The following is a 25,350-nucleotide window of genomic DNA, read 5'->3' as shown; positions in this document are numbered from 1 at the left end:
CTGATAGCGTGCAAAAAACATGATTCAAGTGAGGCGGAAGGCTTCTTCAATCGTCTTGATCAAACGGTGGCCATCTACACCTTTGTAGGCTTGGGGATTTGACGCCAGCTCAGCAGGCACTTGGTCAAGAAAGCTCTTCAAATCGCGCGCCAGCCGTTCCGGTAGCTGGGCCATTCCTTCGGTGAGACCGACGGTCAGTACGATCACATCCCTAAAGTGTTTTTTGATATCGCGACTGTCTACTGGAATACCTTGCTCAAGCTGCGCCTTCTTGTTAAGCCAGGCTTGGGCTTTGAGGGGAACGAGCCGATCAGCACCGATGTGGCTGATCTCCTGAGTATGATCGACGCCCTCCAAGAGAAAGGCGTAGTACTCATCATCAAGAATGATCGCAGACAGGCTGGCGGCTTGCTCCTCCACGGGGACTTTGGTCATTCTGGCCGCTTCTTCGTGCTCCAGGCCATCCGGGACACGGGAAAACAGCTCGACCTGAACGGGAAAGGATTTGTCCTCCGGATTCTGGAAGCGATAAAAAACCGGGGAGTCCCCATCGCTGTCACCATTCTGGCGAATGGCATAGCCACCGTCCTTGATGAACTTCCAGAACTGCCCGACGAACGCACGATCAAGCGCCTCGACGACCAGGACGATATCCAGATCCTTGGTCAGTCGAAATTCCTCACCCAGTTCCTCCATGGCAATCGAAGCAGCCACCCCGCCAATCAGAACGTAGCTGCCCTGGAAATCCCTGAAATACTCTCGAAACCGGTCGACACCCACTACCATTTCACGTTCTCCATCATTTCATCCAGACACATTTGCACGCGTTCATCATGGTCATCCTTGAGGCTCAGATAGAGAGAAAAGGGGTCCACCGTTCCAGTGGCGATGTTGCTGCGCGGCGGCTCATAACTCCAAAACTGAATGCAACACGCGGCATGGTTTTGCGGCACTTCAAGGTAGGGCGCCGTGGTCTCGAGTTTCGACTTGGCCGTTTTCGAAGTTGAGCCCCAAGCGCCGAATTCCTCCCCGTAGGCCGCATTCTTTTCAGTTTGAGCATGCTCCCGAATATGCTCGAACTGCGCTGCCGTCATCGCATAGCAAGGGACTTTTGGGCCGGCGAGAAGACTCATTTCAGCCAGGGCCGTTTCTCCGGCCAGCAACATTGGGGTGTCGTCAAAAACCTGGGGAATTGCATTGAGCCAAAGTGCTTTTTTGACCGGCGTACGCATGGACTCCTTGGCCATCTCCCAAGTCTCCCTGGGGGACAAGTGAAACAGGATCGCGGCCTCACCCATTTCCTTTCCAGGCTTAACAATGTCCAAGTCGGTCAGTTCCTTGATCGCTCTGCTGACGGTCATTTTCGCGTAGGTAAAGGACTTCTCGAAGGTTGCGCGAGTGGTCAGGAGCTGGTGGTGCCATCCCTTGATCAGAAATTGAATCAGCATGGCTTGGGTGGCGGGGCTCAGGACCTGAGGTTTTTCCAGGCGCTGGCGGTAATACTCACGCAAATCCATACCAAAGGCCGGAAGAAAAAGCTGATTGCCCGGCACGATGAACTGGACGCCTTTCTCCACCAGTCGCTTGCGGTCATAGCTCGGAAGCGTGTCGGTGACGAAAATCATCAGGTCGCCGGTATCGGGCAACTTGTTGGATGCCTGCAAGTTGTGGATGGCCTGGATATGCTTGGCGACATCCGCAACGCTGGCTTCACGCTGTGGACGTTCCTTGAGAATGAGGCAGCCGGCCCCGAAGATTTCTGTGACAAAAAATTCGTAGCGGTCACGCAATGCATACGGAAGGATCTTGACGTGCTCCCACGGTTTCAAGCGCAGCTTCAGGCCTAGCACGTTCTCTACGTAGACTTTGAGCTCGATCAGATCACGCCTTTCGGAGAGCTCATGGTCTTGGCGGATAGCAGTCATGGTCATTCTTCCGTATCACGATTCCAGCACGGTATCAGAGGTTGTGATAGCGTGCAAAATTCTTGATATTTTATGGTGGATATTGACGCGTAGGGTGATGGAGAGGACGTTCCAATCCATTCTGCCGAACCCCAACCTTGTGGCGAGGGAGTTGCTCTCACCAGGCGGCAATGGCCTTTTCCATCAACCGCAAACGCAGCTCCGGCTTGTCTTGCCTGGCCCCGATATCAATCCAACCATGGTGCCTGTAAAACCGTGCCGCCCTGTGGTTCGTGTCGCTCACAGACAATCTCATCCGCTCGCACCCCAACCCTGCAAGAAAGTCGGTCGCGTAGGCCAGCAGCAACTTCCCTGCACCACGTGATCGCCACTCAGGGGTTAGGTAGAAAAAATGGATGTAGCCCACTGCGGGCTCAGCCTTCAGCCGCGACATTTCTATCTGGCCCACGATCTGCGTTTCATCCCAGGCATGGACAATGCTGCCAGGAAGCTCGGCTGCTTTTTCTTGGAGAGATTGAAGGTAACGCTGTGTGCCATCCGGGTCGTGCAGTTTTTGTGTGGAACCAAACGCGCAGAGCAGCATGTCTTCAAAGAAACGTACGCAAACGCCGCTGTCCTGGTCGAGGTTGACTGGACGCAAGTGCAGGAGAAAAACGGGTTGAGCGTCGCTGCGCATCATGGTTCGTGACCTCATGCTTCAATGGGTTGCTACGCTGGTACTGCCAGAATTTGGAACCGACCAGCAACGGACCCAAAACCATGAAAAGACAAGACCTTCTCCAGACCCTGAAAACCCGCTTCGACCAGAACCCACATCGCCACCCGGACATCCTCTGGGCCGACGTCCAGGCCAAGCTGGAAAGCAACCCTAACGCCCTGAAGTCGCTCCAGGCAATGGAGGCCACCGGCGGCGAACCCGACGTGATCGGCCACGACCAGCAAGCCGGCCTCGTCACCTTTTGCGATTGCGCCAAAGAAAGCCCAACCGGTCGCCGAAGCCTCTGCTACGACCGCGCCGCCCTGGACGCACGCAAGGAAAACAAACCCAAAGGCAGTGCCATGGAAATGGCCGAAGAAATGGGCATCGCCTTGCTGACTGAAGACCAGTACCGAGCCTTGCAGCAGCTTGGCGAGTTTGATGCCAAAACGTCCAGTTGGCTGGCAACACCCCCTGAACTTCGCGCCCTCGGCGGTGCGCTATTCGGTGACTATCGTTATGAACGGGTGTTCGTTTATCACAATGGTGTGCAGTCGTATTACGCGGCGCGAGGGTTTCGGGGCTGGCTTTGTGTTTGAGCAGGGTAAGCCCCTATGCCTCACCAAGCCGAGAAGCCACACCGATGATGTATGTCACCCGGCGACAAAGTACTTGGGCGACAGGCATTCAGCGCGCAATTCAATCGTAAGGTCTTTCTGCCTGAGGTCTCGAATGGTACGCCCTCAGGAAGTTGTAGTACTCGCGGTAGTACTCATCTGGGATGCCCGCATTTATGGAATCGTCGATAACGGCGCGTAGGCTTGGCCGGTACACCGTCTTGATCTCTCTCATCCTCGACACTCGAATTTGATCGAAGACATCAGGACCGTCATAGGAGCTATAGAGGTATCGCTCGCCAACTGAAAAACCCCGTTTTGCAAGCATCGCGTCGACGATGGATTCCGCCTGTTCAGGATGGATTCGGAACCATTCTGACGAGCGTCCGGTGGCGAGGTGCCCGATCGGTGTACCGAACACAGCTCGGCGATGAATGTAGCGTTCGATATCAGCCAGCTCTTTGGCTGACGTACCCCAAGTACACCGCGCGAGATCGTAGGTGGTGAACAGCACGAGAAAGGGGTTGTAGGTTCTTCCTTCTGCGATCCGCATCTCGGGAGTTCGCTTGGTCGTTAACCCGATTTTGGCGATTCCCATATCCCTGACATCCACTGCAATGTAAAGCCACGCATGGGGAGAAGGCGGACAAGCCGCGTAGTACTCACTCCTTTCTGCCGGCTCATCATCGGAATCGAACCCCATACCACTCCCTCTGTTTTTTCAGTCGAAACTCAGAACATCACTACCTTTGGTTTCAAGTATCTCAGCAAACCCCGGCAACCGCGCCACAAACTCCGCCTCAAACGCCAGATACCGATCCTGCGCCGCCAGGTAACGAATCTCCGGCTTGACCCGCGCAATATCCTTGGACGACAGCTTCAACACCTCATGGCTGCGCTGATTCCAAAACCACGCCAAGGTCTGCGTGCCAAACGTATTCGTCCGGTAATTCCACACCCACCAATCCCCATGCCCCCGGGCAACATGCAGTTGCCCATGAAACGTGCGCAACGTGATGACCTGCTTTGGCTGCGTAACCAGCAGGCGGGTGTCCTGGCGCAGCTCACTGCCAAAGCCGTCCAACAGCGCCTTCGTCGTAGCGCCGGTCACGAAGTTGAAGCGCCACGCCAGCAGCACCGTCTCTTGATAACCCGAGTGCTCAAGGTTCTGCCGCTCGCCTTCGCTGAACAGCAGGACCTCGTCACCGCCCAGGTACGCGGTCGCCGCCCGCAATTTATAGGCGTCAGCCGGCATCGGCTTGGCGGCAATGGCCTGGTGCGGCGGGTCTTGATTCCAGACCCAACACCGCGGGCCGTTGTGCTGCATGAACAGCAAGCGGCGCGGGCCGATGGGCAGGATCGTCAGTTCATCCGCGTACTCGAAAATGACCTCGCTGGAGTCCGCCGTGATCCGCCAGATCCGCGTCAAATGCTCGGGTTCGTAAATACGCTGACGTTCGAATATCTCCGAGTCGACCACGACACAGGGATCTTCAAACTCCGACCATTGCATCCCGACAGGTCCGAAACTTTGGATGTCATCGCCCTGGCGAATCTCGTATTGGTAGCGGTCATCTGAACTGTAAGCGCCGCTTTTCACCCGACGTTTCCACAGGCTGCGCTGGGTGTTGGCATCGATGAGCTGCAAGTCTGCGCCGTCCACCCCATCGGTGCGGTGTTCGAGCATGTCCTGCTCAGCGGGCGGCCATGGGTTGTAATCGATCAGAAAACACAGCCACTGGTCTTCCTCCTGCTCGGTGATGGCGGCCCAGCCGTTGCGGTAGTTGTAGTCATGCACGTAAGTGGGGCCGGGATAGTCGTGGACTTCCTGTAGCCAGTTCAGCTTGCTGCGCTTGGGCTTGCTGGATTTACGGTCGGGGGCGGCAGGCTTTTGCGCTTCGATCAGCCTCGGCGTGAATCTCGGTTCTGCGCTTTGGCCTTGCCAGTGTTGTGCAAAAGCCTCGCGTTGATCGGCTGGGACAATCACCGGTCGGTAATCATCACCGCCGGCGTCCAGGTTCCACAGGTCAAAGCCGTGACGCGCCAGCACAGGTACCAACGCCTCGAAACAGACCTCGGCCATTTCGTTGGAAAGCTCATCCAACAGCGTCTCGAATTCCGGCCCGGAAAACACACCGATGTCGGGATAGTAATGCTGCAGCAGCCCAAGCAACTCAGCGCCGGGTGTTTTCCAATCGATATGAACCAAGGGATCAAAACGGGATTGCATCACGCCAGCCTTCCTTGTGAACTCGCCTGCGCGCCATCTTAGCCGTACCCCGCCTGAAAAAATAACTACCACCGTGGCGAGGGAGCTTGCTCCCGCTGGGCTGCGCAGCGGCCCCAAAACCATCCTGCCGCCCATCAGAACTCCCCACCCAAATAACAAACCGGCGAACTCCCCTCCGCCCGCTTCTCCACCTCATCCTCCAACCATTCAGCCAACACCACGGCATTGTTCTCGACCGTGGACTTGGCGGCATACACCAGAGTGAGATTGCCGCCCCGCGCAACATCCACCAACCGCCACCAACCCTCCGGCCGCGCAGCCAACTCCTTGCGATAGGCCAACTTGAACTGCTCGAACGAAACCGCCCCCGCTTTGAACGCCTTGCGCAACTCATGAGAAGGCGCCACCTCTGGCAACCACTGCGCGATGGGGAGTTCGTCCTTGCGACAATTACGCGGCCATAGACGGTCCACCAGAACCCGTACGCCGTCCTCGGTGCTGGCTGCTTCGTAGGCTCGTTTGCAGTGGATCATGGGGGCCTGCCTGTGGGAGAGGGGACAGCGTCAGAATAGGCCGAGGTCAGTGATCGGGTTGAGTCCCCCCTCGCAACCTGCTGAGATAATCCTAATATCAATGCTCGACTGGGGTCCTGGGAAGTGCTGATCCACAGCATGGCGGCCGCAAAGGTGTGGGGCTTGACAGGTCTGGGATACTGAAAGCAGTACCGCGGTTACGCGATGCGTCTATCACGACACAAGGTGCCCTATGCGCAGTGAAGACCTCAAGATATTGTTCGACCAGCAAGCTGTCAGCTACGACAAGCAATGGGAAAGGATGGCGCCGATTCGCGCCGCCCTCTATTTGCTGCTCGAATCTCAGTTCGCCGGCCTGCCGGAAAATGCCCGGATACTCTGCGTCGGCGTTGGCACGGGGGCGGAACTTGCCCATCTGGCGGAGCGCTTCCCCGGCTGGCATTTCACTGCTGTCGACCCTTCGGGCGCTATGCTTGATGTCTGTCGTCAGAGGGCCGTTCAGCATGGCTTTCTCGCGCGCTGCCATTTTCACGAAGGCTACCTGGATACGCTCGTCGCCGAGGCCAGCTACGACGCGGCTACCTGCTTGCTGGTCTCCCAATTCTTGTTGGAAGAAGATGCCCGCACCAGGTTCTTTCGCGAAATAGCCCAGCGCCTTAAACCCCACGGAATATTGGCGAACGCCGACCTCGCCTCTGATACCGAATCGCCTGCCTATGAGGTGCTGTTACGCAGTTGGATGACATTGATGTCTTCCGATGGCCTTCAGCCAGAAGTGCTGGAGCGAGCGCGTATTGCTTACGCCAGAGATGTTGCGATCCTGCCTGCGCAACAGGTCGCGAGCCTTATCAAGCCCGCCGGGTTTGACGCTCCTGTGCAGTTCTTTCAGGCGGGATTGATGCACGGATGGGTCTGTACGCGGCAGGCAGATGTGGAGTGAGTTAGAAGTGTTGGGCGAAGCCGCCAGAGTACTCCTTGGCTTTATTCAAGACAGACGATTTGAATGATGCGGTTGTCGCCATTCAATGTGGTATGGGTCCATTTCTCTAATGTTTCTATCTGCTCCGGTGAAAGATCATAGCCATCATATGGGTCGTCAGGTTGTGTCCAGCCCATCAGCTCAGCGAGTTGTGCTGAATACGACTGTGGAATTTCCACGCTCTGCAACAACTCTTCGGACGTTTTGTCGAAAATTTCAATAACGTGTTTCATTTTTCTACCCTCCTTGATGGGTTTGCGGGTTTTGTTTGTTCACCCGTTTCAGAATCGAACTCACCAAGGTGTTTACCTTGTTTTGTGTACAGCTCTACGGTGCCATGCTGTGAGTCCCATTCATAAATTTTTCCTGAGCGATCTTTCCATCGTCGGCGTTTTTTACCTCCTCCACGTACAGCAGTTTTTAATGGGGCAGACGTTGCGTCTGGAAACGCCGGAAGTGACGATGGAGCAGGGTAGTACTTGTGATCCCCCGGAACACTCAAAACCACATAAACCGGCCGAACCCCCGAATCCGCCGGAAACACCAGAATGAAATCCCTATACTCCGGCGGATAGATCGGATCGACAATGATGCTGTCGGCCATCGGCGTCGGTGGGTAGATCCAAATAGGTGGTGCCTGAGGCGCCGCTTCCAGAGCGGGAATGCCAAGGGTGTCGGACGGGTTGGTAACCGGCGTCCAGATCAGTTCGATGCCATCCCCCAGGTCGGCGATGAACTGATCGGCTCGCGGGGTGAACTGAACGACGTCGACCATTTCCCAATCGCGGTTCTGGCCGGTGTAAAAGCCGTAGCCCTTGAGGCTGCCATCGGCCTGCTGCTCGATGCTCAAGCGCACGCGGCTGCGGGCCTGTTTGAGGTTGCGTAACTGGTCTTCGCTGTAGAGCGCGCTGTCACCCAGATTGGACGGCCAGAGCAGGGCGGCGATGCCGGTCAGCAGGGCTGCGCCGACGGTGCCGCTGGCAGCCGCAGCCGTGGAAGTTGCCGAACCGCCCAGCGCGAGCCTGCCCAAGGTAACGGGCACCGTGCCTGCGCCGATCCGCCTGAGGGGAATCGTGCCGGATGGGTCGGCGCTCCGGCCGCCGAGCCATATGAGATCGCCGTATTGCTTGACCAGATCTGCCGGCACGTAGCCGTTGGGGTCGCTGTAATCGATGATGCCGTTGGGGAGCTTGCAGCTCTTGGCAAACACGCATCCTGTAGCGGTGGACAAAGGCTTGTTATCCTCCGCGGCCCAGCGCGCTTGTTCATAGCCTGCTTGCCGGGTAAGCATGGCTTCATAAGCCCGCTGCCGGGTGGCGCGCTCGGCCAGTTCGCTGGCGGTCATGTCCCGATAAGTGACGTGATGCCCATCGCCGCTGGGCGGGTTTCGGACCTGGGGGATGTCGTTTTTGCGTGCCGCCACGTAGTGAGTCTCGTCCGGAAAAAATGCAGGACAGACGCTAACGCGGGAAGAGAGGGGCGCGATGTAGGAGGTTTCTTGAAGTGGTTGTTCTGGTTTCCTCAATACCGGTAGGGCTGGATATTTGAGGCCCGGAACAATCCGAAGCGTCAGATCGGGCTGTCAGACATTGGGCGCCCGCAACTCGCCAGCCGACCTCGCCTTGCGCCTTTGCCTACAACTACGCCAGAATCCGCCGGCTTGTTCGCCTTGGGTTGCGTCGGTAGTTTGGGACCTGTCACTGCTCATCAGTGATCGGGTTTAGTCGCCCAGGGTGAAACAGGTTGTGCAAGGCGTCATCCAGTCGGGATTCCCATCCTGCACTTGATGGTGGCTGTGCGCAGGGCGTCCTCGGACGCGCCGGTTTCTTGTTTCCCCGGTCGACTAACCTGCGTACAGCTGCCTCCCATCGTTTAGTCGCGAGCGGGTGGTGGCTCCAACTACAGGAAGCAAGACGATGGCAAAAGTGACTCCGAATCCTCCTGCGGCAGACGAACCTACGTCCCGCGCCCAGTCCGCCCGCAACAAGAAAATCGACGACGCTGCCACGCGAGCGTTGGATTTTTATCTGAAGCCCAAGCCTAAGAACGAAACGTCTGACAAGTCCGACTCCATTTTACGGATTGATCCGAGTGTGGATTCTGAGTGTTTGCTTGCGAATCTGAGTGAGAACTTGGCTTCGGCGAATGCAATGATCAGTGATTTGGCGTTTGATCTGGATGGGTCAAGGCGGAGTGTTGCGTTGGGGATTTTGCAGGTGATTGAGGTGAGTGAGCTGTTGGCGAATCGAGCGTTGGATATTGTTGAGGTGAGGTAGGGCGGCAGTGCTACTTGTCGCCTGTATTGAAAAAAAGGTCTTGCCTAGCAAGGCCTTTTTTGTGCCCGAGGGGGACCAGAAAGGTCTATATAAAATCTGGTCTCTAGCTGGCTTTTCGAATCAGGGATACACGTAGGGATACAAATTTTCGATTGTTGCAGCACTAGGCTTACGCGGTTCGCTACGTATCCACTCCATTGAAGAAGTCTACCCCTATGCGTTCTGCATCGGTAGGGGAAGGGAGGAAGGGCGCCTCCGGCTTGATTGCCGCTACCCCAACAATATACTGAATCAATGATTCTAAAGTTTTTGCAGCTCCTGGTGCGTCTGACAGACCGCTAGTGATCGCCGCGACAATCATGAGGGATCCTATAATATTTTGCCACCTAGGTGCTTTAGACTGTGCCTCTGCTTTTATCTCAGCAAGATATTCGTTAATTAATTGTTTGGTTTCCGGATTTAGCGAAGTGGAATTATCTAATTGATCCGACGCTTTGTCTATTAAATCCACCACAATGCTTTCTTTTACTCGTGACGGTTTAAATATTTCATTGTCGCGAATGTTTCGGTGGCGAATGATTACTTCTGCTGTATTGAGTGCCGAAATAAGTCTGTCGCAATTGATTATGGTTCTTTCAATCGAAATGCTCTCCTCGCCGAATATACGCTTGGTTTCTGCGTTTGTGAATGACGTGAAGTAGGTTAAAGACTTGGCAAAGCTTTTGATTAGAGAGGAAGTTGTTGGAGGGCGGGACATTTGTAGTTTTAGATTTATTAGTGAAATCTGCTCTACTAGTAGTGAGTCTTTTTCTAATAGATCTAGTATTGAAAAGGTTTCTCTGTCGATTGAAGCAATATTTCGTTTGAAGGAGCTAAAGGTCTGAGGGAATTCATCCATCAATGCCGTAACGCTGCTAAAGTCATCTAGTTTTCTAGCTACGTATAAACCTGAAAAAGCAATTTCAGCTTCGAGTGACGCGACCTCAATAAGGAACTTCCTAATGGACTTTGTAGATATGCCTAGGCTGTAAGGAACTGTCCAATCCATTTTCTATTTAAATCCTAAGTTTATTGTCAGCCTGCTCGAAATGCGCTTGATATCTCAGCAACGGCGTAGTCAAGTGCCTCTCCCCAGATGAGAAGCTACCTCTATGGAATCTTTGTGTCTACGAGCATCCAAAAAACGGCTGGGGACCCTGGTGAGTCGGCTACTACACGGGGTCGGAAACCCGCGGGATCTTGGTAGCGACAGAGATTGGACCTTACTGAAATTTCAACGTTGAAATTGAAAGGATCCTGACGAAAAAAGGGGATCGTTACCGCAACGGTAAAGGTGAGCCATTGTGTTGTTGATAGCGAACGGTTGAACCCGGTCAACCTTGGGGATGGTGTCAACCACGTCAACCTGTCAACCGACGTAGAAAACTCGGTCGCTAACAAGCTGCTGGGGGTTCTTTGCCCCGTACCCATTCGAAATGCCCAGGGGCCCCGGCAAGCTACCAAGCGATAGGGCAAATGCATAGGTGAACCACCAGTTCACCAGGTTCACCTGTTCACTAAGCTGTGCACTTTTTCGCTAACACGATCACGCGGGTTTCCGACCCCGTGACTCCTCAATATCGTCAGGGACCCTAGCAATTTCTGTCTTTTTTCAGATGCGATGATCAATCACCTACCCCAAGGAGTCATGAAGATGTTCGCTCGCTGATGGCATTCCCATGCTAGGGGGGGGGGGAATCGTTTAAGGAGTGATGCAGAGGTTACAAGTGTAACGAATATACATAACTATTTGATTTAATGAGAATTTTTATAAGTTACATCACGGTGGTTGCGAATCTGTTTCGAGTGTTACGCAAATTTTATGTGTTACGCCTTGATAGACATGTTTCGAATGCCAGCTGTCGACCAAAAGCGGGCTGATTTGCTCAAGACTGAAAGGGGCTCCTCAGGCATCCCTGAGGCATCGGGCCAGTATTTCAGGTCGTACTGGAACTTAAACGCATCCAAGCCTTCCTTTACATGCCATTCGAAAATGGTGAATGCCCTCTGAATCAGCGGCAAAGTCCAGGGCATCGAGAACGTGGTGGGAGGTGGAGTAACTGAAACTTGAGTTTTCTTTGATTTCGTCGCGCGGTGAGCAACACGGCGTGATCCTCTGCCACTGCGGCGATCCGCGTGTTGATAGGCAAATTACCTACCTAAGGGATGCCGTTGATTTCGCCGGTTCCGTGAATCCCAATTGGTGTGCTTTGCCGTCATGCAGCTTGATCCGTGACGCTAGAAGGGCCGCTTTAGCCCAAGCTCCGGGCTCTGAATGCTTGGAATAGTTAGGTGATGGTGAGAAGGCGAAGGATGCGTTCAACCGGGCGGTATTCTAGGGCCACAACTACCCGTTCCGGGTGGCCGCCAACTCGCGGGAACTCCAGCAGGATGTTGAACTTGCTGAGCTGGTGGGTGGGTTGGTTCACCCACTCCAGGTTGTACAGGTAGTTCATTCGCAGCTTGCTCCGTATTTCGACGGCGAGCTCGGCCTTCGTCAGACCTGCCAAGCCGGCCTTTTCCAGCTTTCCTAGCTTCGTGGTCTGAAGGTATTGCTGGAACTTGGCATCCTCAATGAAGACGGTGAACTTCGCCAGCGGTGCTACGACAGAAGACATGGCCCTTAGCGCAATCTCCAGGTCATCGTCGGAGGCATCGAGAAGCAGGCGCTCGGGTTTGTAAGAGAGGAAGGTGTTGAAGTACATTGACTGAATACTTCTGAGCCGGAAGCCCTGTTTCACGTAGTCATGCATGTGCAGGTTGTAATCCTGCGTATTCGGCCGGTCGTCTTCGTGCGCCATGATGATCGTGTTGCCGTGCTTGATCACAAAGTTCATCAGGTTTAGCGAGATGAATGTTTTAGCTTTGCTCGAGTATGTGCACGGCATGTAGCCCACGTAAGCTGGATGCTGCTGAAGCTTGGAATCGATGACAGCAACAGCGCCTTCGGACAGGTTGTTTACGTACAAGACGAAACAGGTGTTGGGGAGACGAAAACTCGGTTTCGTGCTTGCCACTATGGGATCCAGCAGCTTGCGCGCAAGCTTATCGCTCGAACCGAAAAGCTCCCCGCCCAGAATGCTGTGAGTCGTTTTGGAGTCCAGTGCGTCAAAGAGCGCTTCGGCGCATTCCACTCCAGGCGAGTAGCTGTGGGTGCAGCGCTCCTCATCGAAAAGGAATGCAGCCTCGTGTTTTGTTGACTGCGGGGTCAGTGCGGCCCTGAGCGATGCGTAGACGATGCCCTTGGTTCGAAGGATGCTGACGCAATCATTATGAAAATGTTGGATTTCAGCAAAGGTGCGCGCATCGCTGAGGGCAAAGCACTCTCGCATTACTGGGAGCAACACGTTACCGCGAGCGTTAAGAGTGTGAATGGCGGTCATGCTGATTGAATCCTCCCTGGTTCCACAGACACCTCCAAGTCTTAAACTGAGGCCCACTAGGTAGGTACTTCGTCCCTAGTCATGTCTGCCTCGTAGAGAGGCCCGTTCTGCCAAGGATTGGCCAATCCGTTTTGGGCCAACTGGCACCTCTGAGTGAACGGCAGCCTCCAGTCTACTACTGCTGGCAACTCCCAGCCACTTTGGGTCGAATAGCGACCATGGCGCACTGTCCCACAGAGACTACACTGGTGTATCTCATTCCTCAGTTGCCACTGAAAGGAAGCAATCGTGCTCGAAAGAATTGAATGGATTCGCGGTATCGGGCTACTTCACGATGTGGACGGCAAAGCTCTCAAGCTTTCCAAAACGCAGTTGATCTATGCGGACAATGGACGCGGTAAATCCACTTTAGCTAGCGTTTTGCGATCTGCTGCTGACGGAGATGCTTCAGCACTTCTCGACCGGAAGACAATCGATGGCTCGATTACACCGGATGTATCTTTGGTATTCGGTAGTGGCCACAAGGTCGTTTTAACCAGCGGCAAATGGTCAGAATCAAGGCCAGAGCTTCTTGTGTTTGACGCCGAGTTCATAGAAAAAAATGTGCACTCCGGGGGCGTCGTATCGCCTGGTCAACGGAAGAGCCTCTTGCAGTTTGCATTGGGTACATCCGCCGTAAAAGCGAGGTCCGGGGAAGAGCAAGCTACTAAAGATTCATCGGAAGCCAATGCCGAGCTTGCTCGGGTTACGGCACAACTAGCTGGCTATCATCAAGGCATGCTCTTTCCAGCATTCCAGAAGTTGACACCAACTATGGAGTCACTCGCACAACCACAGATTGATATCCTGAGAAAACGCGTACAGGTCGCACAAAACATAGACGCCGTTCTTAAGAGGCCCCTCCCAGAGGAGGTTCAAGAGCCATCTTTAGACTTAGATGCCCTGTTCAAGATCCTCAATCTTTCCCTGGAAAACGTTGAGGAGGACGCAGAACAGAAAGTCTCAGCACATATTGCTCACATACGCAGCCCCTCAATTGAACGATGGATCAGTGAAGGTCAGGAGTTCGACAATGGAGCAGTTTGTCCTTACTGCAATCAAACCACTACTGGTGTCGAATTGGTACGTGCCTACCGAACTCATTTCAACAAGGAGTACGAGAAACTCAAAAGTAGCGTGTCGATGCTTGAGCGAGGAGTCCAAACGCGAACCGGCGAGGCTGTGATTGATAGGTTAGCGATGGCAACTGCCAACGCCTGTGCTTCCATCGCTTTATGGGCGGGGGAGGTTAAAATCGATAGTCCTACATTCGCTATAGAACAAGCCAAAATAGATATCGGCGCCGTAAGGGACAGCCTGCTGAGCCTGGTTCGCGCCAAATTGAACAAGCCGCTAGAGCCAATCGCTATCGGTAGCGATGATGAGAAATCCAACGCTCAGCAGTTGTGGAACACTATGTTGAAGCACATCCGGGAGACTAATGTCCAGATCAAACATGCACGGTTACTGATTAATGAGTTCCGTGGAGGGTTGACTACGGAAAATGTCGGCGCAATTAATCAAGAGGTGCTGAGATTACAATTGAGCGTGACGCGCGGAAGAAAAGAAGTAACAGATCTCTTGGCGTTGCTCACTGAGGCAAAGAAAAAATCGCAAGAAGCGGAGTCCAAGAAGAAGGCTGCACGCGCCACCCTCAATGATCAGATGACGGCAACACTAACCGCTTTCCAAAAAACAATTAACCAGATTTTGGCAAAATTTGGGGCATCTTTCAGCATTGAAAAAATGGATGCTAATTTCCGAGGTGGCTTACGAAGCGAATACGGTCTATCGCTTCGTGGAATGTCAATTACACTCGACGGTACTCCCAAATTTGCTACCGCCCTAAGTGAAGGGGATAAGCGGACATTGGCGTTTGCCTTCTTCATCGCCACGGTAAACTCAGATGCGGATTTGGCAAAAAAAATTGTAGTGATTGATGATCCAATGTGTAGCCTGGACGCCAATCGCAAGTCTCAGACCAAAGAGATACTTCGCTTCATCAGCACCCGTGCCGAGCAGCTTATCGTGCTGGCGCATGACCCTTTTTTCGTCCGGGATTTGAAAGAGGCCTTCAGCCAAAAGGGCGTACCTGCCCTAGAGGTTCTGCAACTGCAGCACTCGATTGACGGCTATAGCCAGTTAGCGAAATTCAACGTGGAGCAAGAGTGTGAATCATCCTTCTACAGACACCACCGTTTGCTAATGGAGTTCTGTGCTGGTACGGCCCACGATAGCAGAATGGTAGCTAAAGCGATCCGCCCTTTTCTCGAAGGATACCTGCACAGACGATTTCCCGGGCTAGTGCCGAGAGACCTGATGTTTGGCGGGATACTTGCACATATAGGGACTGTCCTTCCCACTGACCCCTTAAATTACGTCTCGCCTCTTGTGGAGGAACTGAAGGACATCAACGGCTACGCCGGCCAATTTCATCACGATACTAATCCTGGGATCTGCGAAACTCTACCGGTCACCACATCCGAACTTCTTACTTATAGTCAGAGAGCGCTGACTCTGGTTTATCGGGGAGCTGTATGATGCGCCTTCGGTGTACGATCTGACCAGGCTAGCGAGTGGCCGTTCTGGTCGAAAGCTACCAGCCGTAACCGGCTGCTTTCGGCCAAAAGCGGCCGGTGGACACTCTGCTGGCGGAACGGTAGCCTTTCGCATGGAATACTCGACGACGGATCTTGCCCGCTAATTTTAGTTATAATCCAAGGAGTGATATTGAGAGAGTTTAGATTTGCCTTTCGGGTTTTTATTGCTGTGTCTGTCGTAGCAGGAATATCATATTTCTTGTCAATGCATGCAGGAGGAAGCGCCCGTATTAGTTCAAATACTCAAGACTGGGGCGGTTTTGGCTCATATATTGGTGGGGTTTTGGCTCCTGCAGCCTCGCTCTTAGCAGGCTATATGGTATATAAAAGCTTTGCTTCAAATGCATATCAACATAAATTGCTGTTGGCCCGCGAAACACTTTCTCGACTAGACACAGAGCTTGAAAAAAAGCTAGAGACGCCCTTTAATAACGTTTGCTTTGGTGGCGAGTACTATGGTCGCCCATTGAGAAATGTTATTAATGCTCTTTCCGACAGCAAAATTGCGACAACGGAAGACTCTAGCGAAGCAATATTGTCACTGCTACATAACACAGCAATACTGGCCAACTCTATAAGGTATTATATTGGTCTTTTAGATGGGCTTCCTTCCGCCGTAAAAGATAATCAGTGGCTGGGTGAATTAGAAAAAAGCTACTGGATTGAAAAGTACTCAGCAATTTGCTCAAGGATGGTTCGGATTGTTGGTCAGAATGCGTTTGAAGATAGGGTTAGTATGGAGCAACTCAGGAGCTTTAAATCAGTACTAGGTGGCGGGTATGGATTGTAAGAAGCACTCAAGCCGTTCGTTTCGCGCACTGGTACGGTGTGCCACCGCCCCTTTAACTTGAACGTTAGGCATTTAAGGAGAAAACATGGTAGCGCATTTAGACGCACTAGCCTTCAATTTTTTCAAGCTTTTCGCGCAATATGAATATGCATTGAAGGCAATGAACTTTTCCCGTTCCGGCTCGGGTGGTCAAGCAGAGCCCGATTGGGATAAATTTTCTAATGAGATTGGACCCTTGATATTAGGTGACGCGAGCGAAGAGTTCACAGCCGCTATTAACTATCTATTCGAGTATCCACCTAAGAAGCAGGTGATCTGCGAGGGCACAATCTCCTGGCAAGAAGTCCCGAACAACGAAAGATCACCACAAATACTGTTCTCTCACATCAGAAGAGTTAGAAATAATTTATATCATGGCGGAAAATTCAATGGCCGGTGGTTTGACCCCGACCGTAGCGAACAATTGATCACTAAATCCTTAGTCGTGCTCAGAGCAATAAAAGATAAACATGTTGGGTTGGCTGAAGCTATTTACGGAAATCATTTATAACAAGCAGTTAAAGTGGTCCGCTTTTGCTATGAAGATTGCGTCGGTTAGCTCTTTATGAATGTCTGCAAAGGATCGTAAACGGTCACTGACGCACATGCCAGTGTTTTGAGGGGATGACCGATTTTGCGTTAATAATAAGTGCGCAGCGGGTCAAGGCGTGACCTGCAACGTGTTGTTATTTTTTTCTGTTGCTTACGCTTCTTTTATATTTTTCAAGAAGATGCTTGTCATTTGCGCTCGCATGTAAGCGCCTTACGGCGTCGTCCGTAACAGGGGGTTTACCAAACTTCGTTCCGTATACCCCATAAGGCACGATCGCTTGTCTCTGCTCGAAGTCGCGAAGGATTAGACGTGTTTTTTCCAAAGCACTCAAATATTTTCCAGCAATCGCGACAAGATCACGCGATTTGATATCTGAGATTATGTATCGGTGGATAACACGATTTCGCAAATTGTAGAGCTCATTCAGACTATCGAAAGTCTCCAAATCAATTATTTGAGATTTTAAAGCATCTTCGAAGACCTTCCTCTCCATTATTCCCTTTTCTCCATCTGCCTGGTAAAGGTATCTGGTTTCGATATCATTCGTCTTTTCCTTCAGCTGCTTTGCAATTACCAGGCTCAATCTTAAATATGCATCTATTTGATTCGCTGCAATCGCAATAATCTCAATGCATGCCACGGCGTCAATTGCTGTGCATAGAAGGTCGTGTGACGCCGCAAGAGATCCTGTGAAACGATCAAATTTATCGAGATCAGCAGCCAGTTTACGATCACTCTCTGGGACGATCACAACTGAGTATAGAACTTTGTTCACAATTGCAAGCTGTTCATCAATCCTCTGGTCACCTTCAAGGCCCGCATCGTAGATATACTTACCTATCAATGCTTGATCATAATAAGCTCCGAAGAACAGATGTGTGCAAAAGTCGGAATCATCTTCCCTGGACTCCTTCCAGCTTAACTTTCTGACTCCGTTTGGATTAGCTTTAGCGATGCTAGGCGCAAGCTCGCTCAACGGATAGCAACTTAGCTGAAAGCAGCCTACGGGGTCTTCATAAAGCTGAAACCCGTAAGGCGACCTCTCTTCATAATCGTCAAGGCTTGAATTAAGGTACTGCCAATCGATTGGGACTTGAATTAAAAGTATCCCATTTGGCTCAGTCCAGTGTTTCATATATGCCTGCCATAACGCATTTTAATCGCCCTAAAAACCAACCTAACCTAACAATTGGTAGGCAGAAATGGCCGATTCTTTCGGGCACTTTTGCCGTATAACGCTATTTGTCTAAGCATAACCCTTTGGCTCGTTATTCCAAGCGCTAGTCACGCGAGAAGGGCAAAAGAGAATTAGGACAAAATCTTTTCCGAGAATACGAAGTCATCAGCAGTGTGTCTACGCTCAATCATGGGCTGAGCGTTTCAGTTCATTAATGTCAGATTCTGGCCGAAAACTGCCTTTTCAAACCAATGTGATGGTGGGACTGAACAGTTAAACCTGCCGGCTCAGCCAACTACCTATTGAGCAGGCAGCGGAAGCCGGCTAGGTCCTCCACCGCGCCCTAACTTCGGTGCTTCAATTGCTGATCGATGAGACTCAGTTCCGCTTTGATCGCATTGGCGGTGAGGCTTTGTATTGCTGTGCTTTTCCCCCAGCGAGAGCCCATGAGCTTGAGCAGACCGCTCAGATGGGTTTTCCTCGCCTTCAGCGTTTCGGTACGACTGGGGCTGTTCTGCATCGCAGTGTTCATAGTGCTGATCCTTGGGCCTTGTTTAAACAGCCCACACACGTGGGCTGTTTCAGGTGGGCGGTGCCTTACAAAGCCAGCACGTCTTTCACCTTGTACCGCACTGAGCGCTCCGACAGGTCACTCCAGTCCCAACTGCTGAAATTTTCGCCTTGCTCTGGAACGTTGAGCTTGAGCAGTGCAACAGGATCCCGGTCGATCATTCGACGCGCCGCGCAAAGTTGCCCGCCAACATCAAGTAATGCCTGGGCCGCCTCATTCCACTTCTCTTCAAGCACCGCGTTTGCGAGGTGCAGCGCCTTGTTCTCAATTTTCTGATGTTCTTGTTTCGCTTCAGAAATGGGCTGATCGATGGTGGCCAGCTCTTGTTCGAGAGCGCCGATGATCAGCTGCTGACGACGGTTTTGCTCGGCTACCGTCGCGAGGTTTTTAGCGGCTTTTTGAGCGTCAGCGTTAGCGGTCTTCTCGCCATCGGTGTCGCCCCACGCGACAGCCTGAGCGTAGGCTGTCGCCGCTTCGGTCTCAGCCTGACGTGCCTTCGCCATTTCGTCTGTGGCTTGCTGACGGATTTCATTTAGGCGGGTGCTGACACTCTGGCGCTTTTCGTTGAGCTCGTGCTCGTCGGCCTTCCAGGTCGCCATGGCGTCGCGGTAGCCCGCCATCAGGGTTTCGTGATTGGCGATGTTTTCGCGTCGAACAATTTTTTGACTCAACCGATTAATTTCAAAGTCCAGTGAATCACATTTTCTTTTCCGGTCGGCGTACTGATCCTGCACGTCCCGCTCCCTGCCTCGCTCGATAGATTTGGGGCTGGCTAGGGCGGTCTCATAGTGCAAGAGTTCGGCTCGCAAGCGTTCCACTTCGGAGGTCAGTCGTTCACGGCGGTCTTTCAGTTTTTGGATGTTGTTCATTGTTTCGTCTCTGTGTAATTCGATTGGGTTGGGTTGAGCGGCTGGCGAGGCCGGGAATCAGCCGGCGCTACCTCGATCTGTGGGGATGCCGTCAGGCAGCCCGAGCCTCGCTCTCATCCGTTCCCGGTATCGTCTTAACGATGCAGCAACGTTGCGGGCCTAGACCGGGCAACCGGATCAAGCTCGATGCCTTGCCGTCGCTACCAGGTTCCAGCACACCCCGGTGCAGCAGCTCCTTGTTCACGGCGTTGATGTTCATGCCCCGGAATATCTCGGATCGCCACGCTTCGGGCAGCACGTAGTAGGTGTGGGTGGTGTGCAGGGTGTCGCCCATGCCGTGCTCCAGGGTTTTGCGAAAACCCAGGCGGTCGATGGTGCGGGGCCCGTGCTCATCGATCTTCGCGGCGGCGGTCTCCCAGCGGGTGAAGCGGCTTTCGCCAAAGCGCTCGATGATCTGGCGAAGGCGGGCCAAGATCGCATCACCTTCAAGGTTTCCGGCGCCGCCACGCTCATTCAGCCATGCGCTCAGGCACACACGTGCCGCTGTGGTCGCGGTGCCGTCGGGCCAGCCGGTGATGCCGAGTGCGGTCGCCAGCTCTCCGGCTGCGGCGGCCAGCCCAAAGCGTGCGGCGGCCCGGTGTGCCTGCCCACTGGCCGAAGCGGGGAGGGCTTTGGCGACGAAGCCTTCCAGAGTCCGCCGGAGGATGGTGGACCATCCGTGCATTTTCCCGGGCTCGCATAGGGCCGCCAGGAACGCAGTGAGGGGCGTGCCGTAGTATTTGGCTACGCGAGCCTTGAGCGCGTCAGAGAGGGCCGCTGCGTCATCGAAACCACTCAGCACATCGAACATGCCAAGGCCTTTGCTGGCATCCGCTGGTACGGCGAGCATGCGCACTTCCATACCGGCTTTCAGCTCCTTGTTGGCCTCGGCCATGTGCTGCGCCAACGTCTTCTCGCCCGTCGAAAGAAACAGCAAGCGCCATTCCTGTACCTGTCGGCCCGCTTGTCCTCGATCATTGGCGCGAGCCTTGCCGGTTCCGTTACCGAGCATGTACACAATTTCACCGATAATGCGCGGGTCGCACATGCCGATTTCATCCAGCACGAGGAATCGAGTGGAATTAGGGTCAGATGTATTTCTCCTGACCCCGGTATTTCGAATCGATAGCTTCTACGGCCCCCCAACCGCAGCTATCCAACACCGCCCACACTAGCCACAAACTCGATATTCGTGCCTCTGCAGGTGCATTGCCGACGGATCGAGCGAGCCTACGAAGCTCGATTATGCATTGATTTATGCATAAATGCATATTTTTGTTGATTTCATTGCTGTGTTTTTATACAGTATTTTTGCCTTGTTCGCTCCCAGCTCTAGAGGCGGAGGGCAACACAGGCACGGAAGCCGTAGGTCTCGATAGAGACCTTAACAGTGCTGATATCCCACTGATCAACAGTGTGATCTCATATTAGGAGAACATCATGTCTACAAACGGAACCATAGAATTACCCCCAATCATAATTACACCTAATCCGCCGCCGCTGCAGCCGCCCAAACCGATACCAGGTGGTGGATACATTGCGAAACCCCAACCATGGGTTAAGGGGGTCGGCCCCATAACCAAGCTTAGTGATCTGCGAATAAATCTAGATCACGACAGTGCGGCAGTTTCCATATTTGTGGTGGCGGCTGGCTCCCTAAAAACAATTGAAGACGCATACAAAGCCAGTGTGCGAAATATTCCTGCCAATCTTGAACTTCAAATTAATGCAGCTACTGGATCAAATGTTAATGAATCGCTACAGGGGCTGAAGAAAAAAAAGGCTTCGATTGACGCCCTTTTGCTGGCCAAGCAAACTGAGGCTAAGAGTGATACTGCAAAATCCAGATCTTTTTTTGGAAGGGATTTTTTAAGTAAAGACTTTAAGCAGAACGGAGTCGATTTTGCAAATAGGATTTACTCTCGTCGTGATAAGGATGCATATTATAATCTTTTTATCGCGGCTGGTACTGCGGCATACAATGTTAAGGTTTTAACCGAGGAGATTAGAATTCTCACTGCGAAAACTAAGACTTTCGCGACGAAGATTGCGGTAGCCCAAGCGGCGGAAGAGAAGGCCAAGGCTGAAGCTAAGCGGTTGGCAGAAGAGAAAGCCAAAGCCGAAGCTAAGCGGTTGGCGGAAGAGAAGGCCAAAGCCGAAGCTAAGCGGTTGGCGGAAGAGAAGGCTAAAGCCGAAGCAGAGGCTAAGCGATTGGCAGAGGAAAAGGCCAAGGCAGATGACGAGTTAAAGGATGCTATTAAATTTACTGCTGATTTTTACAAAGATATAAGTGAGAGATTTGGCACGCAGATGTCGACTTTAGCTCAACAGCTGTCTGAGGATGCGAAAGGCAAAGTACTTCGAAACGCTGATGAAGCTTTGCGAGCATTCGATCAGTACAAGGATAATCTGAACAAGAAATTTAATGTCACTGATCGGACGGCAATTGCTAACGCTCTTGAGTCGTTAGATAGGAGCGAGTTGGCAAAGAATCTAAATATTTTTGGTAAGGCTTTTGGGTACGTGGGGAAAGCTATTGACGCCATGGATCTGCTTGTCGAAATAAAAAAAGGTTATGAGACTGGTGACTGGAACAGTACGGTATTGAAAGTTGAAACCCTATTTGCCGGTGCAGCCGCGACGGGTCTGATAGCATTTGCATTCGGCCTATCAGTTACCACCCCTATGGGTATTGTTGCATTTGGTCTCATCATGGCGTTGGTAAGTGCGTTTGTTAATGATGCACGTGTCAAGATGTTTAACGATGCTCTTGATTCGGTTTTGAGCCGATAGCAGAAATGAGAGCGGTCTATTTAGGCCGCTCTCTTTATCCCGAGATAAATTAAAAAGCCACCGCCCAAAGGTATTGCTGTAGCCATGCATATGAAAAAATATATGACGTAGAGTCCATTCTTTCCGGGGCTCTCAGTCAATAGTCCAGTTGTCCAAAACTCACGGCTGGTAAAGCGCAAGCATGTATCTTCAATAAGCTTTCGGGAAAAAGGAAAAAGGAAGGCGCTGCAGAAAGATATAGCTAGATAGCTAAGGTTTACCGCTTCGTATAACGGCTCGTTGTAAAACCAAACGGTTAGGCCCAGTGCGAGTAGGCTGAGGGAAATTAATAGATTGTTAAGGTAATATTTTTTGTTCAAGGGGGCTCTCGAGAATCATGTTGAGTTTAGTTCGATTTTTACGTCTTGTATGGTAGGTTGTTTATCGGCGCTCGCAGGTCTTGATTGCTGAGCTAAATAATATATTAGATGTGTAATTATTAAGATGTAGAATTCAATTCCTTCTGATGTCTATATGGTGTCGTTATTCTACTCTGGGCATCCTGCCAATCTCAAGACTCAAACTGGCGGTGTTGATACCCTTGGCCCACCGCAGGCGGCATATTTCGAAAAGGGAGATCGTTAAATGGTAGGTTTAGAGATGCTTTATTTTTCCTAAATGTACCCAAATGCGATTATCGGGGCACGAATCTCGTCGCTGACCACACGGTAATGAAGCCACAACCGCGACATTTTCAGCCTTTGAAATCCGACAAAACAAACGACGTACAGCTAGTAAGATAAGCCGCAACCCTCTCCAACGACGGCATCACCTCGCTACACGACTCGGTGCGCTCCCCGTTAGCCTCCCGAATCAGTCCCACGGTATACCCGCCCTCAACCCGCCGCAGGGTGCCAACATATTTAACGGCACGACCTTCTTCGTCACTAAACGACGTCGCGACGAGATCCTTCTCCGGCAAGGCATGCTCCGTTCGCGTCATCAGCGCCTTACGTTTCGCAGCGTGATCCTTCGCGGCGATCACGCTGGCAATCCCGAAGGCGATCCAGAAGAGCATTTCCAGGTTGCTCACCATCCGCCGCTTCGCTTCATGGGTTTCGGTTAGCCAACTGCCTATCGCTGCGATGATGTCGTCCATGGATTGCCTGCGTAGGAGTGTGTTCTGCCTGTTTAGTCTGCAACGCAGAGCGTTGCGTGATGCGTTACCACGCGGAGTGTGGGAACGGGCGCTGCGGTTTATAGGATATCTTTCACATAACCGTTAAGCGCGATGAGCGGAGCGTAAAGGTCGTCCATTTTCTGCACTGCCCTGAAATCCGCAGTCAGACGATGCAGCTCTCGGCCCAGCACCGTATCCACCCCACCAATCGCCCCCAAAGCTAAATCCAGGCATCGACCGATTTCGCCCTGAATCCCAGCCACATCGCCCCGCCGTATCAACAACTCAAAAACCTCACGGTCGCAACTGCCCATCAACGGATCATCCCGCAAAATCGGGCTGTGGCCTTCCGTCTCATAAGCCAGCTTGAGCGAGTAAAGAGCGACCGTTTCCAGCAGCAATTCCATGGGGCGAAATCCTTAATGACTGGGTGGGAAGGGGGGGGTGGAGCTGGGTTGATGGGTTATGCCTTTGCAGTGGCAGTTCGGAGCATCGGTGGGGGCTGTGACATTTTTGTGAGCGCTTCGCGCTCAAGCGGGAGCAAGCTCCCTCGCCACAGGTTTCCCCCCCCCACCGGTTCTTCCTTACCACTGGCTCTTCCTCACCATGAGGTTGGGTATTCTGGGGCCGCTTCGCGGCCCAGCGGGGATAAATCCCCTCGCCACAAAGGGGAGCGGTGATTTATCCATCCACCACAAAAGCGGGTGGGGGATTGGTTGGGATCTGCGTTAGTCGCGAAATACCACTTTCCTGCAGGCGAAAAAAAAGACCTTGAATTTCAAGGTCTTTCTTTAAGATGGTGCCCCGAGGGAGACTCGAACTCCCACTCCTTTCGAAAACGGATTTTGAATCCGCCGCGTCTACCAATTCCGCCATCAGGGCTCAATGGCGGCGAAGTATAGAGAGGTGCCTACCGTTGGTCAATCACGTTTCATGGTGAATTTTTGATAATTCCGCTAGACTTTCCGGCCCTGCTAGACGAACCCCATCATGCGTGTTGCTGACTTTACCTTCGAACTCCCTGATTCGCTGATCGCTCGCCACCCTCTGGCCGAGCGTCGCGCCAGTCGACTGTTGACCCTGGACGGGGTCAGCGGTGCCATGGCTCACCGTCAATTCACTGATTTGCTTGAGCATTTGCGCCCGGGCGATTTGATGGTGTTCAACAATACCCGGGTGATTCCGGCGCGTTTGTTTGGCCAGAAAGCCTCCGGTGGCAAGCTGGAGATTCTGGTGGAGCGGGTGCTGGACAGTCATCGGGTGCTGGCCCATGTGCGGTCGAGCAAGTCGCCCAAGCCGGGTTCGTCGATTTTGATCGACGGCGGCGGTGAGGCGGTGATGGTGGCGCGGCATGACGCGTTGTTCGAGCTGGAATTTGCCGAAGAGGTGTTGCCGCTGCTCGACCGTGTCGGGCACATGCCGTTGCCTCCTTATATAGACCGCCCGGACGAAGGTTCGGACCGCGAGCGTTATCAGACCGTGTACGCCGAGCGCTTGGGGGCGGTGGCGGCGCCGACGGCGGGGCTGCATTTTGATCAGCCGTTGCTGGAGGCGATTGCCGCCAAAGGCGTGGAGACGGCGTTCGTGACGCTGCACGTCGGCGCCGGCACGTTTCAGCCGGTGCGGGTCGAGCGTATCGAAGACCACCACATGCACAATGAATGGCTCGAAGTGAGCCAGGAAGTGGTCGATGCCGTGGCGGCCTGTCGTGCGCGCGGTGGGCGGGTGGTGGCGGTGGGGACCACCAGTGTGCGGTCGCTGGAAAGCGCTGCGCGCGATGGCGTGCTCAAGCCGTTCAGTGGCGACACCGATATCTTTATCTACCCGGGCCGGCCGTTTCATGTGGTCGATGCCCTGGTCACCAATTTTCATTTGCCCGAATCCACGCTGTTGATGCTGGTTTCGGCGTTCGCCGGTTATCCCGAAGCCATGGCCGCCTACAAGGCCGCCGTCGAGCATGGATACCGCTTTTTCAGCTACGGTGATGCGATGTTCATCACCCGTAACCCCGCGCCACGCGGACCCGAGGAAACAGTATGAGT

Annotated in this window: 24 protein-coding genes, 1 tRNA gene and 1 pseudogene; 8 read left to right on the top strand and 18 right to left on the bottom strand. The window is 52.9% G+C overall.

Features of this window, described 5'->3' with window-relative positions; all coding sequences use genetic code 11:
• Nucleotides 1-24 precede the first annotated feature (24 nt).
• The 3 genes from BW979_RS25730 to BW979_RS25720 all read right to left on the bottom strand — a co-directional run bounded on the left by BW979_RS25730 (nt 25) and on the right by BW979_RS25720 (nt 2,604).
• A complete protein-coding gene (locus BW979_RS25730) occupies nt 25-786 on the bottom strand; it encodes a hypothetical protein (RefSeq protein WP_076386256.1) in 762 nt (253 codons plus the stop codon).
• Nucleotides 780-1,925, bottom strand: coding sequence for a hypothetical protein (locus tag BW979_RS25725; protein ID WP_047227443.1), 1,146 nt, complete (start codon nt 1,923-1,925; stop codon nt 780-782). The genes BW979_RS25730 and BW979_RS25725 overlap by 7 nt, the downstream gene beginning before the upstream one ends.
• A gap of 157 nt (nt 1,926-2,082) precedes the next feature.
• Nucleotides 2,083-2,604 (bottom strand): GNAT family N-acetyltransferase, encoded by a 522-nt coding sequence (locus BW979_RS25720; protein ID WP_172833805.1) that lies wholly within the window; start codon nt 2,602-2,604, stop codon nt 2,083-2,085.
• 80 nt (nt 2,605-2,684) lie between these two features.
• Between BW979_RS25720 and BW979_RS25715 the strand changes: the two genes are divergently transcribed.
• Nucleotides 2,685-3,221, top strand: coding sequence for a DUF4256 domain-containing protein (locus BW979_RS25715; protein ID WP_047227444.1), 537 nt, complete (start codon nt 2,685-2,687; stop codon nt 3,219-3,221).
• A gap of 100 nt (nt 3,222-3,321) precedes the next feature.
• On the opposite strand, the gene BW979_RS25710 is transcribed toward BW979_RS25715, so the two are convergent.
• From BW979_RS25710 to BW979_RS25700, 3 genes are all read right to left on the bottom strand, one after another.
• Nucleotides 3,322-3,942 carry a GIY-YIG nuclease family protein gene (locus BW979_RS25710; protein WP_047227445.1) on the bottom strand — a complete coding sequence of 207 codons (621 nt, stop codon included), beginning with the start codon at nt 3,940-3,942 and terminating at the stop codon, nt 3,322-3,324.
• Nucleotides 3,943-3,960: 18 nt separating this feature from the next.
• The gene (locus BW979_RS25705) at nt 3,961-5,469 is read right to left on the bottom strand and encodes a DUF6630 family protein (protein WP_076386254.1); all 1,509 of its coding nucleotides are present in this window, start codon (nt 5,467-5,469) and stop codon (nt 3,961-3,963) included.
• Nucleotides 5,470-5,603: 134 nt separating this feature from the next.
• Entirely contained in the window at nt 5,604-6,002 is a 399-nt protein-coding gene (locus BW979_RS25700; protein WP_076386252.1) for a DUF488 domain-containing protein, read from the bottom strand.
• Between the two features lie 232 nt (nt 6,003-6,234).
• On the opposite strand from BW979_RS25700, the gene BW979_RS25695 reads away from it, so the two are divergent.
• Entirely contained in the window at nt 6,235-6,942 is a 708-nt protein-coding gene (locus tag BW979_RS25695) for a class I SAM-dependent methyltransferase (RefSeq protein WP_047227448.1), read from the top strand.
• 41 nt (nt 6,943-6,983) lie between these two features.
• On the opposite strand, the gene BW979_RS25690 is transcribed toward BW979_RS25695, so the two are convergent.
• Nucleotides 6,984-7,214, bottom strand: a complete 231-nt coding sequence (locus BW979_RS25690) for a DUF7683 domain-containing protein (protein ID WP_047227449.1) — start codon at nt 7,212-7,214, stop codon at nt 6,984-6,986.
• Nucleotides 7,211-8,404, bottom strand: coding sequence for a colicin E3/pyocin S6 family cytotoxin (locus BW979_RS25685; RefSeq protein ID WP_047227450.1), 1,194 nt, complete (start codon nt 8,402-8,404; stop codon nt 7,211-7,213). Before BW979_RS25685 ends, BW979_RS25690 begins: the two co-directional genes overlap by 4 nt.
• Before the next feature lie 493 nt (nt 8,405-8,897).
• Between BW979_RS25685 and BW979_RS25680 the strand changes: the two genes are divergently transcribed.
• Nucleotides 8,898-9,257, top strand: a complete 360-nt coding sequence (locus BW979_RS25680) for a DUF6124 family protein (RefSeq protein ID WP_047227451.1) — start codon at nt 8,898-8,900, stop codon at nt 9,255-9,257.
• A 181-nt stretch (nt 9,258-9,438) separates the two neighbouring features.
• On the opposite strand, the gene BW979_RS25675 is transcribed toward BW979_RS25680, so the two are convergent.
• Both BW979_RS25675 and BW979_RS25665 read right to left on the bottom strand, forming a co-directional pair.
• A complete protein-coding gene (locus BW979_RS25675) occupies nt 9,439-10,305 on the bottom strand; it encodes a hypothetical protein (RefSeq protein WP_047227452.1) in 867 nt (288 codons plus the stop codon).
• A gap of 1,279 nt (nt 10,306-11,584) precedes the next feature.
• The gene (locus BW979_RS25665) at nt 11,585-12,679 is read right to left on the bottom strand and encodes a hypothetical protein (protein WP_047227454.1); all 1,095 of its coding nucleotides are present in this window, start codon (nt 12,677-12,679) and stop codon (nt 11,585-11,587) included.
• 288 nt (nt 12,680-12,967) lie between these two features.
• Between BW979_RS25665 and BW979_RS25660 the strand changes: the two genes are divergently transcribed.
• From BW979_RS25660 to BW979_RS25650, 3 genes are all read left to right on the top strand, one after another.
• A complete protein-coding gene (locus BW979_RS25660) occupies nt 12,968-15,259 on the top strand; it encodes an AAA family ATPase (protein WP_047227455.1) in 2,292 nt (763 codons plus the stop codon).
• Nucleotides 15,260-15,448: 189 nt separating this feature from the next.
• Complete coding sequence (locus BW979_RS25655) at nt 15,449-16,108, top strand: hypothetical protein (protein ID WP_076386250.1); 660 nt, start codon at nt 15,449-15,451, stop codon at nt 16,106-16,108.
• Nucleotides 16,109-16,193: 85 nt separating this feature from the next.
• Nucleotides 16,194-16,658, top strand: coding sequence for a hypothetical protein (locus tag BW979_RS25650; RefSeq protein WP_047227456.1), 465 nt, complete (start codon nt 16,194-16,196; stop codon nt 16,656-16,658).
• Nucleotides 16,659-16,833: 175 nt separating this feature from the next.
• Here BW979_RS25650 and BW979_RS25645 read toward each other — a convergent pair whose 3' ends face one another.
• From BW979_RS25645 to BW979_RS25630, 4 genes and pseudogenes are all read right to left on the bottom strand, one after another.
• Nucleotides 16,834-17,835 carry a hypothetical protein gene (locus tag BW979_RS25645; RefSeq protein WP_047227457.1) on the bottom strand — a complete coding sequence of 334 codons (1,002 nt, stop codon included), beginning with the start codon at nt 17,833-17,835 and terminating at the stop codon, nt 16,834-16,836.
• 385 nt (nt 17,836-18,220) lie between these two features.
• Entirely contained in the window at nt 18,221-18,409 is a 189-nt protein-coding gene (locus BW979_RS25640; protein ID WP_047227458.1) for a hypothetical protein, read from the bottom strand.
• A gap of 65 nt (nt 18,410-18,474) precedes the next feature.
• Nucleotides 18,475-19,317, bottom strand: coding sequence for a hypothetical protein (locus tag BW979_RS25635; RefSeq protein ID WP_047227459.1), 843 nt, complete (start codon nt 19,315-19,317; stop codon nt 18,475-18,477).
• 91 nt (nt 19,318-19,408) lie between these two features.
• Nucleotides 19,409-20,440, bottom strand: a pseudogene (locus BW979_RS25630) (DUF927 domain-containing protein); the annotation flags it as partial.
• 356 nt (nt 20,441-20,796) lie between these two features.
• Between BW979_RS25630 and BW979_RS25625 the strand changes: the two are divergent.
• Complete coding sequence (locus BW979_RS25625) at nt 20,797-22,149, top strand: colicin-like pore-forming protein (RefSeq protein ID WP_047227460.1); 1,353 nt, start codon at nt 20,797-20,799, stop codon at nt 22,147-22,149.
• Between the two features lie 20 nt (nt 22,150-22,169).
• Here the strand turns inward: BW979_RS25625 and BW979_RS28230 are convergent, their stop codons facing one another.
• The 4 genes from BW979_RS28230 to BW979_RS25610 all read right to left on the bottom strand — a co-directional run bounded on the left by BW979_RS28230 (nt 22,170) and on the right by BW979_RS25610 (nt 24,190).
• Nucleotides 22,170-22,508, bottom strand: coding sequence for a colicin E1 family microcin immunity protein (locus tag BW979_RS28230; RefSeq protein WP_155417171.1), 339 nt, complete (start codon nt 22,506-22,508; stop codon nt 22,170-22,172).
• Between the two features lie 374 nt (nt 22,509-22,882).
• Entirely contained in the window at nt 22,883-23,287 is a 405-nt protein-coding gene (locus BW979_RS25620) for a hypothetical protein (protein ID WP_076386246.1), read from the bottom strand.
• A gap of 98 nt (nt 23,288-23,385) precedes the next feature.
• On the bottom strand, nt 23,386-23,715 hold the full coding sequence (locus BW979_RS25615; RefSeq protein ID WP_047227462.1) for a hypothetical protein: 330 nt from the start codon (nt 23,713-23,715) through the stop codon (nt 23,386-23,388).
• Nucleotides 23,716-24,105: 390 nt separating this feature from the next.
• Nucleotides 24,106-24,190 (bottom strand) — tRNA-Leu (locus BW979_RS25610).
• A gap of 108 nt (nt 24,191-24,298) precedes the next feature.
• Here BW979_RS25610 and queA point away from each other — a divergent pair.
• Nucleotides 24,299-25,348, top strand: coding sequence for a tRNA preQ1(34) S-adenosylmethionine ribosyltransferase-isomerase QueA (gene queA / locus BW979_RS25605; protein ID WP_025211994.1), 1,050 nt, complete (start codon nt 24,299-24,301; stop codon nt 25,346-25,348).
• Nucleotides 25,349-25,350 lie beyond the last annotated feature (2 nt).

Source organism: Pseudomonas sp. A214 (assembly GCF_900156295.1).
Lineage (GTDB): Bacteria > Pseudomonadota > Gammaproteobacteria > Pseudomonadales > Pseudomonadaceae > Aquipseudomonas > Aquipseudomonas rhizophila.
This window is presented reverse-complemented; position numbering and strand designations above follow the sequence as displayed.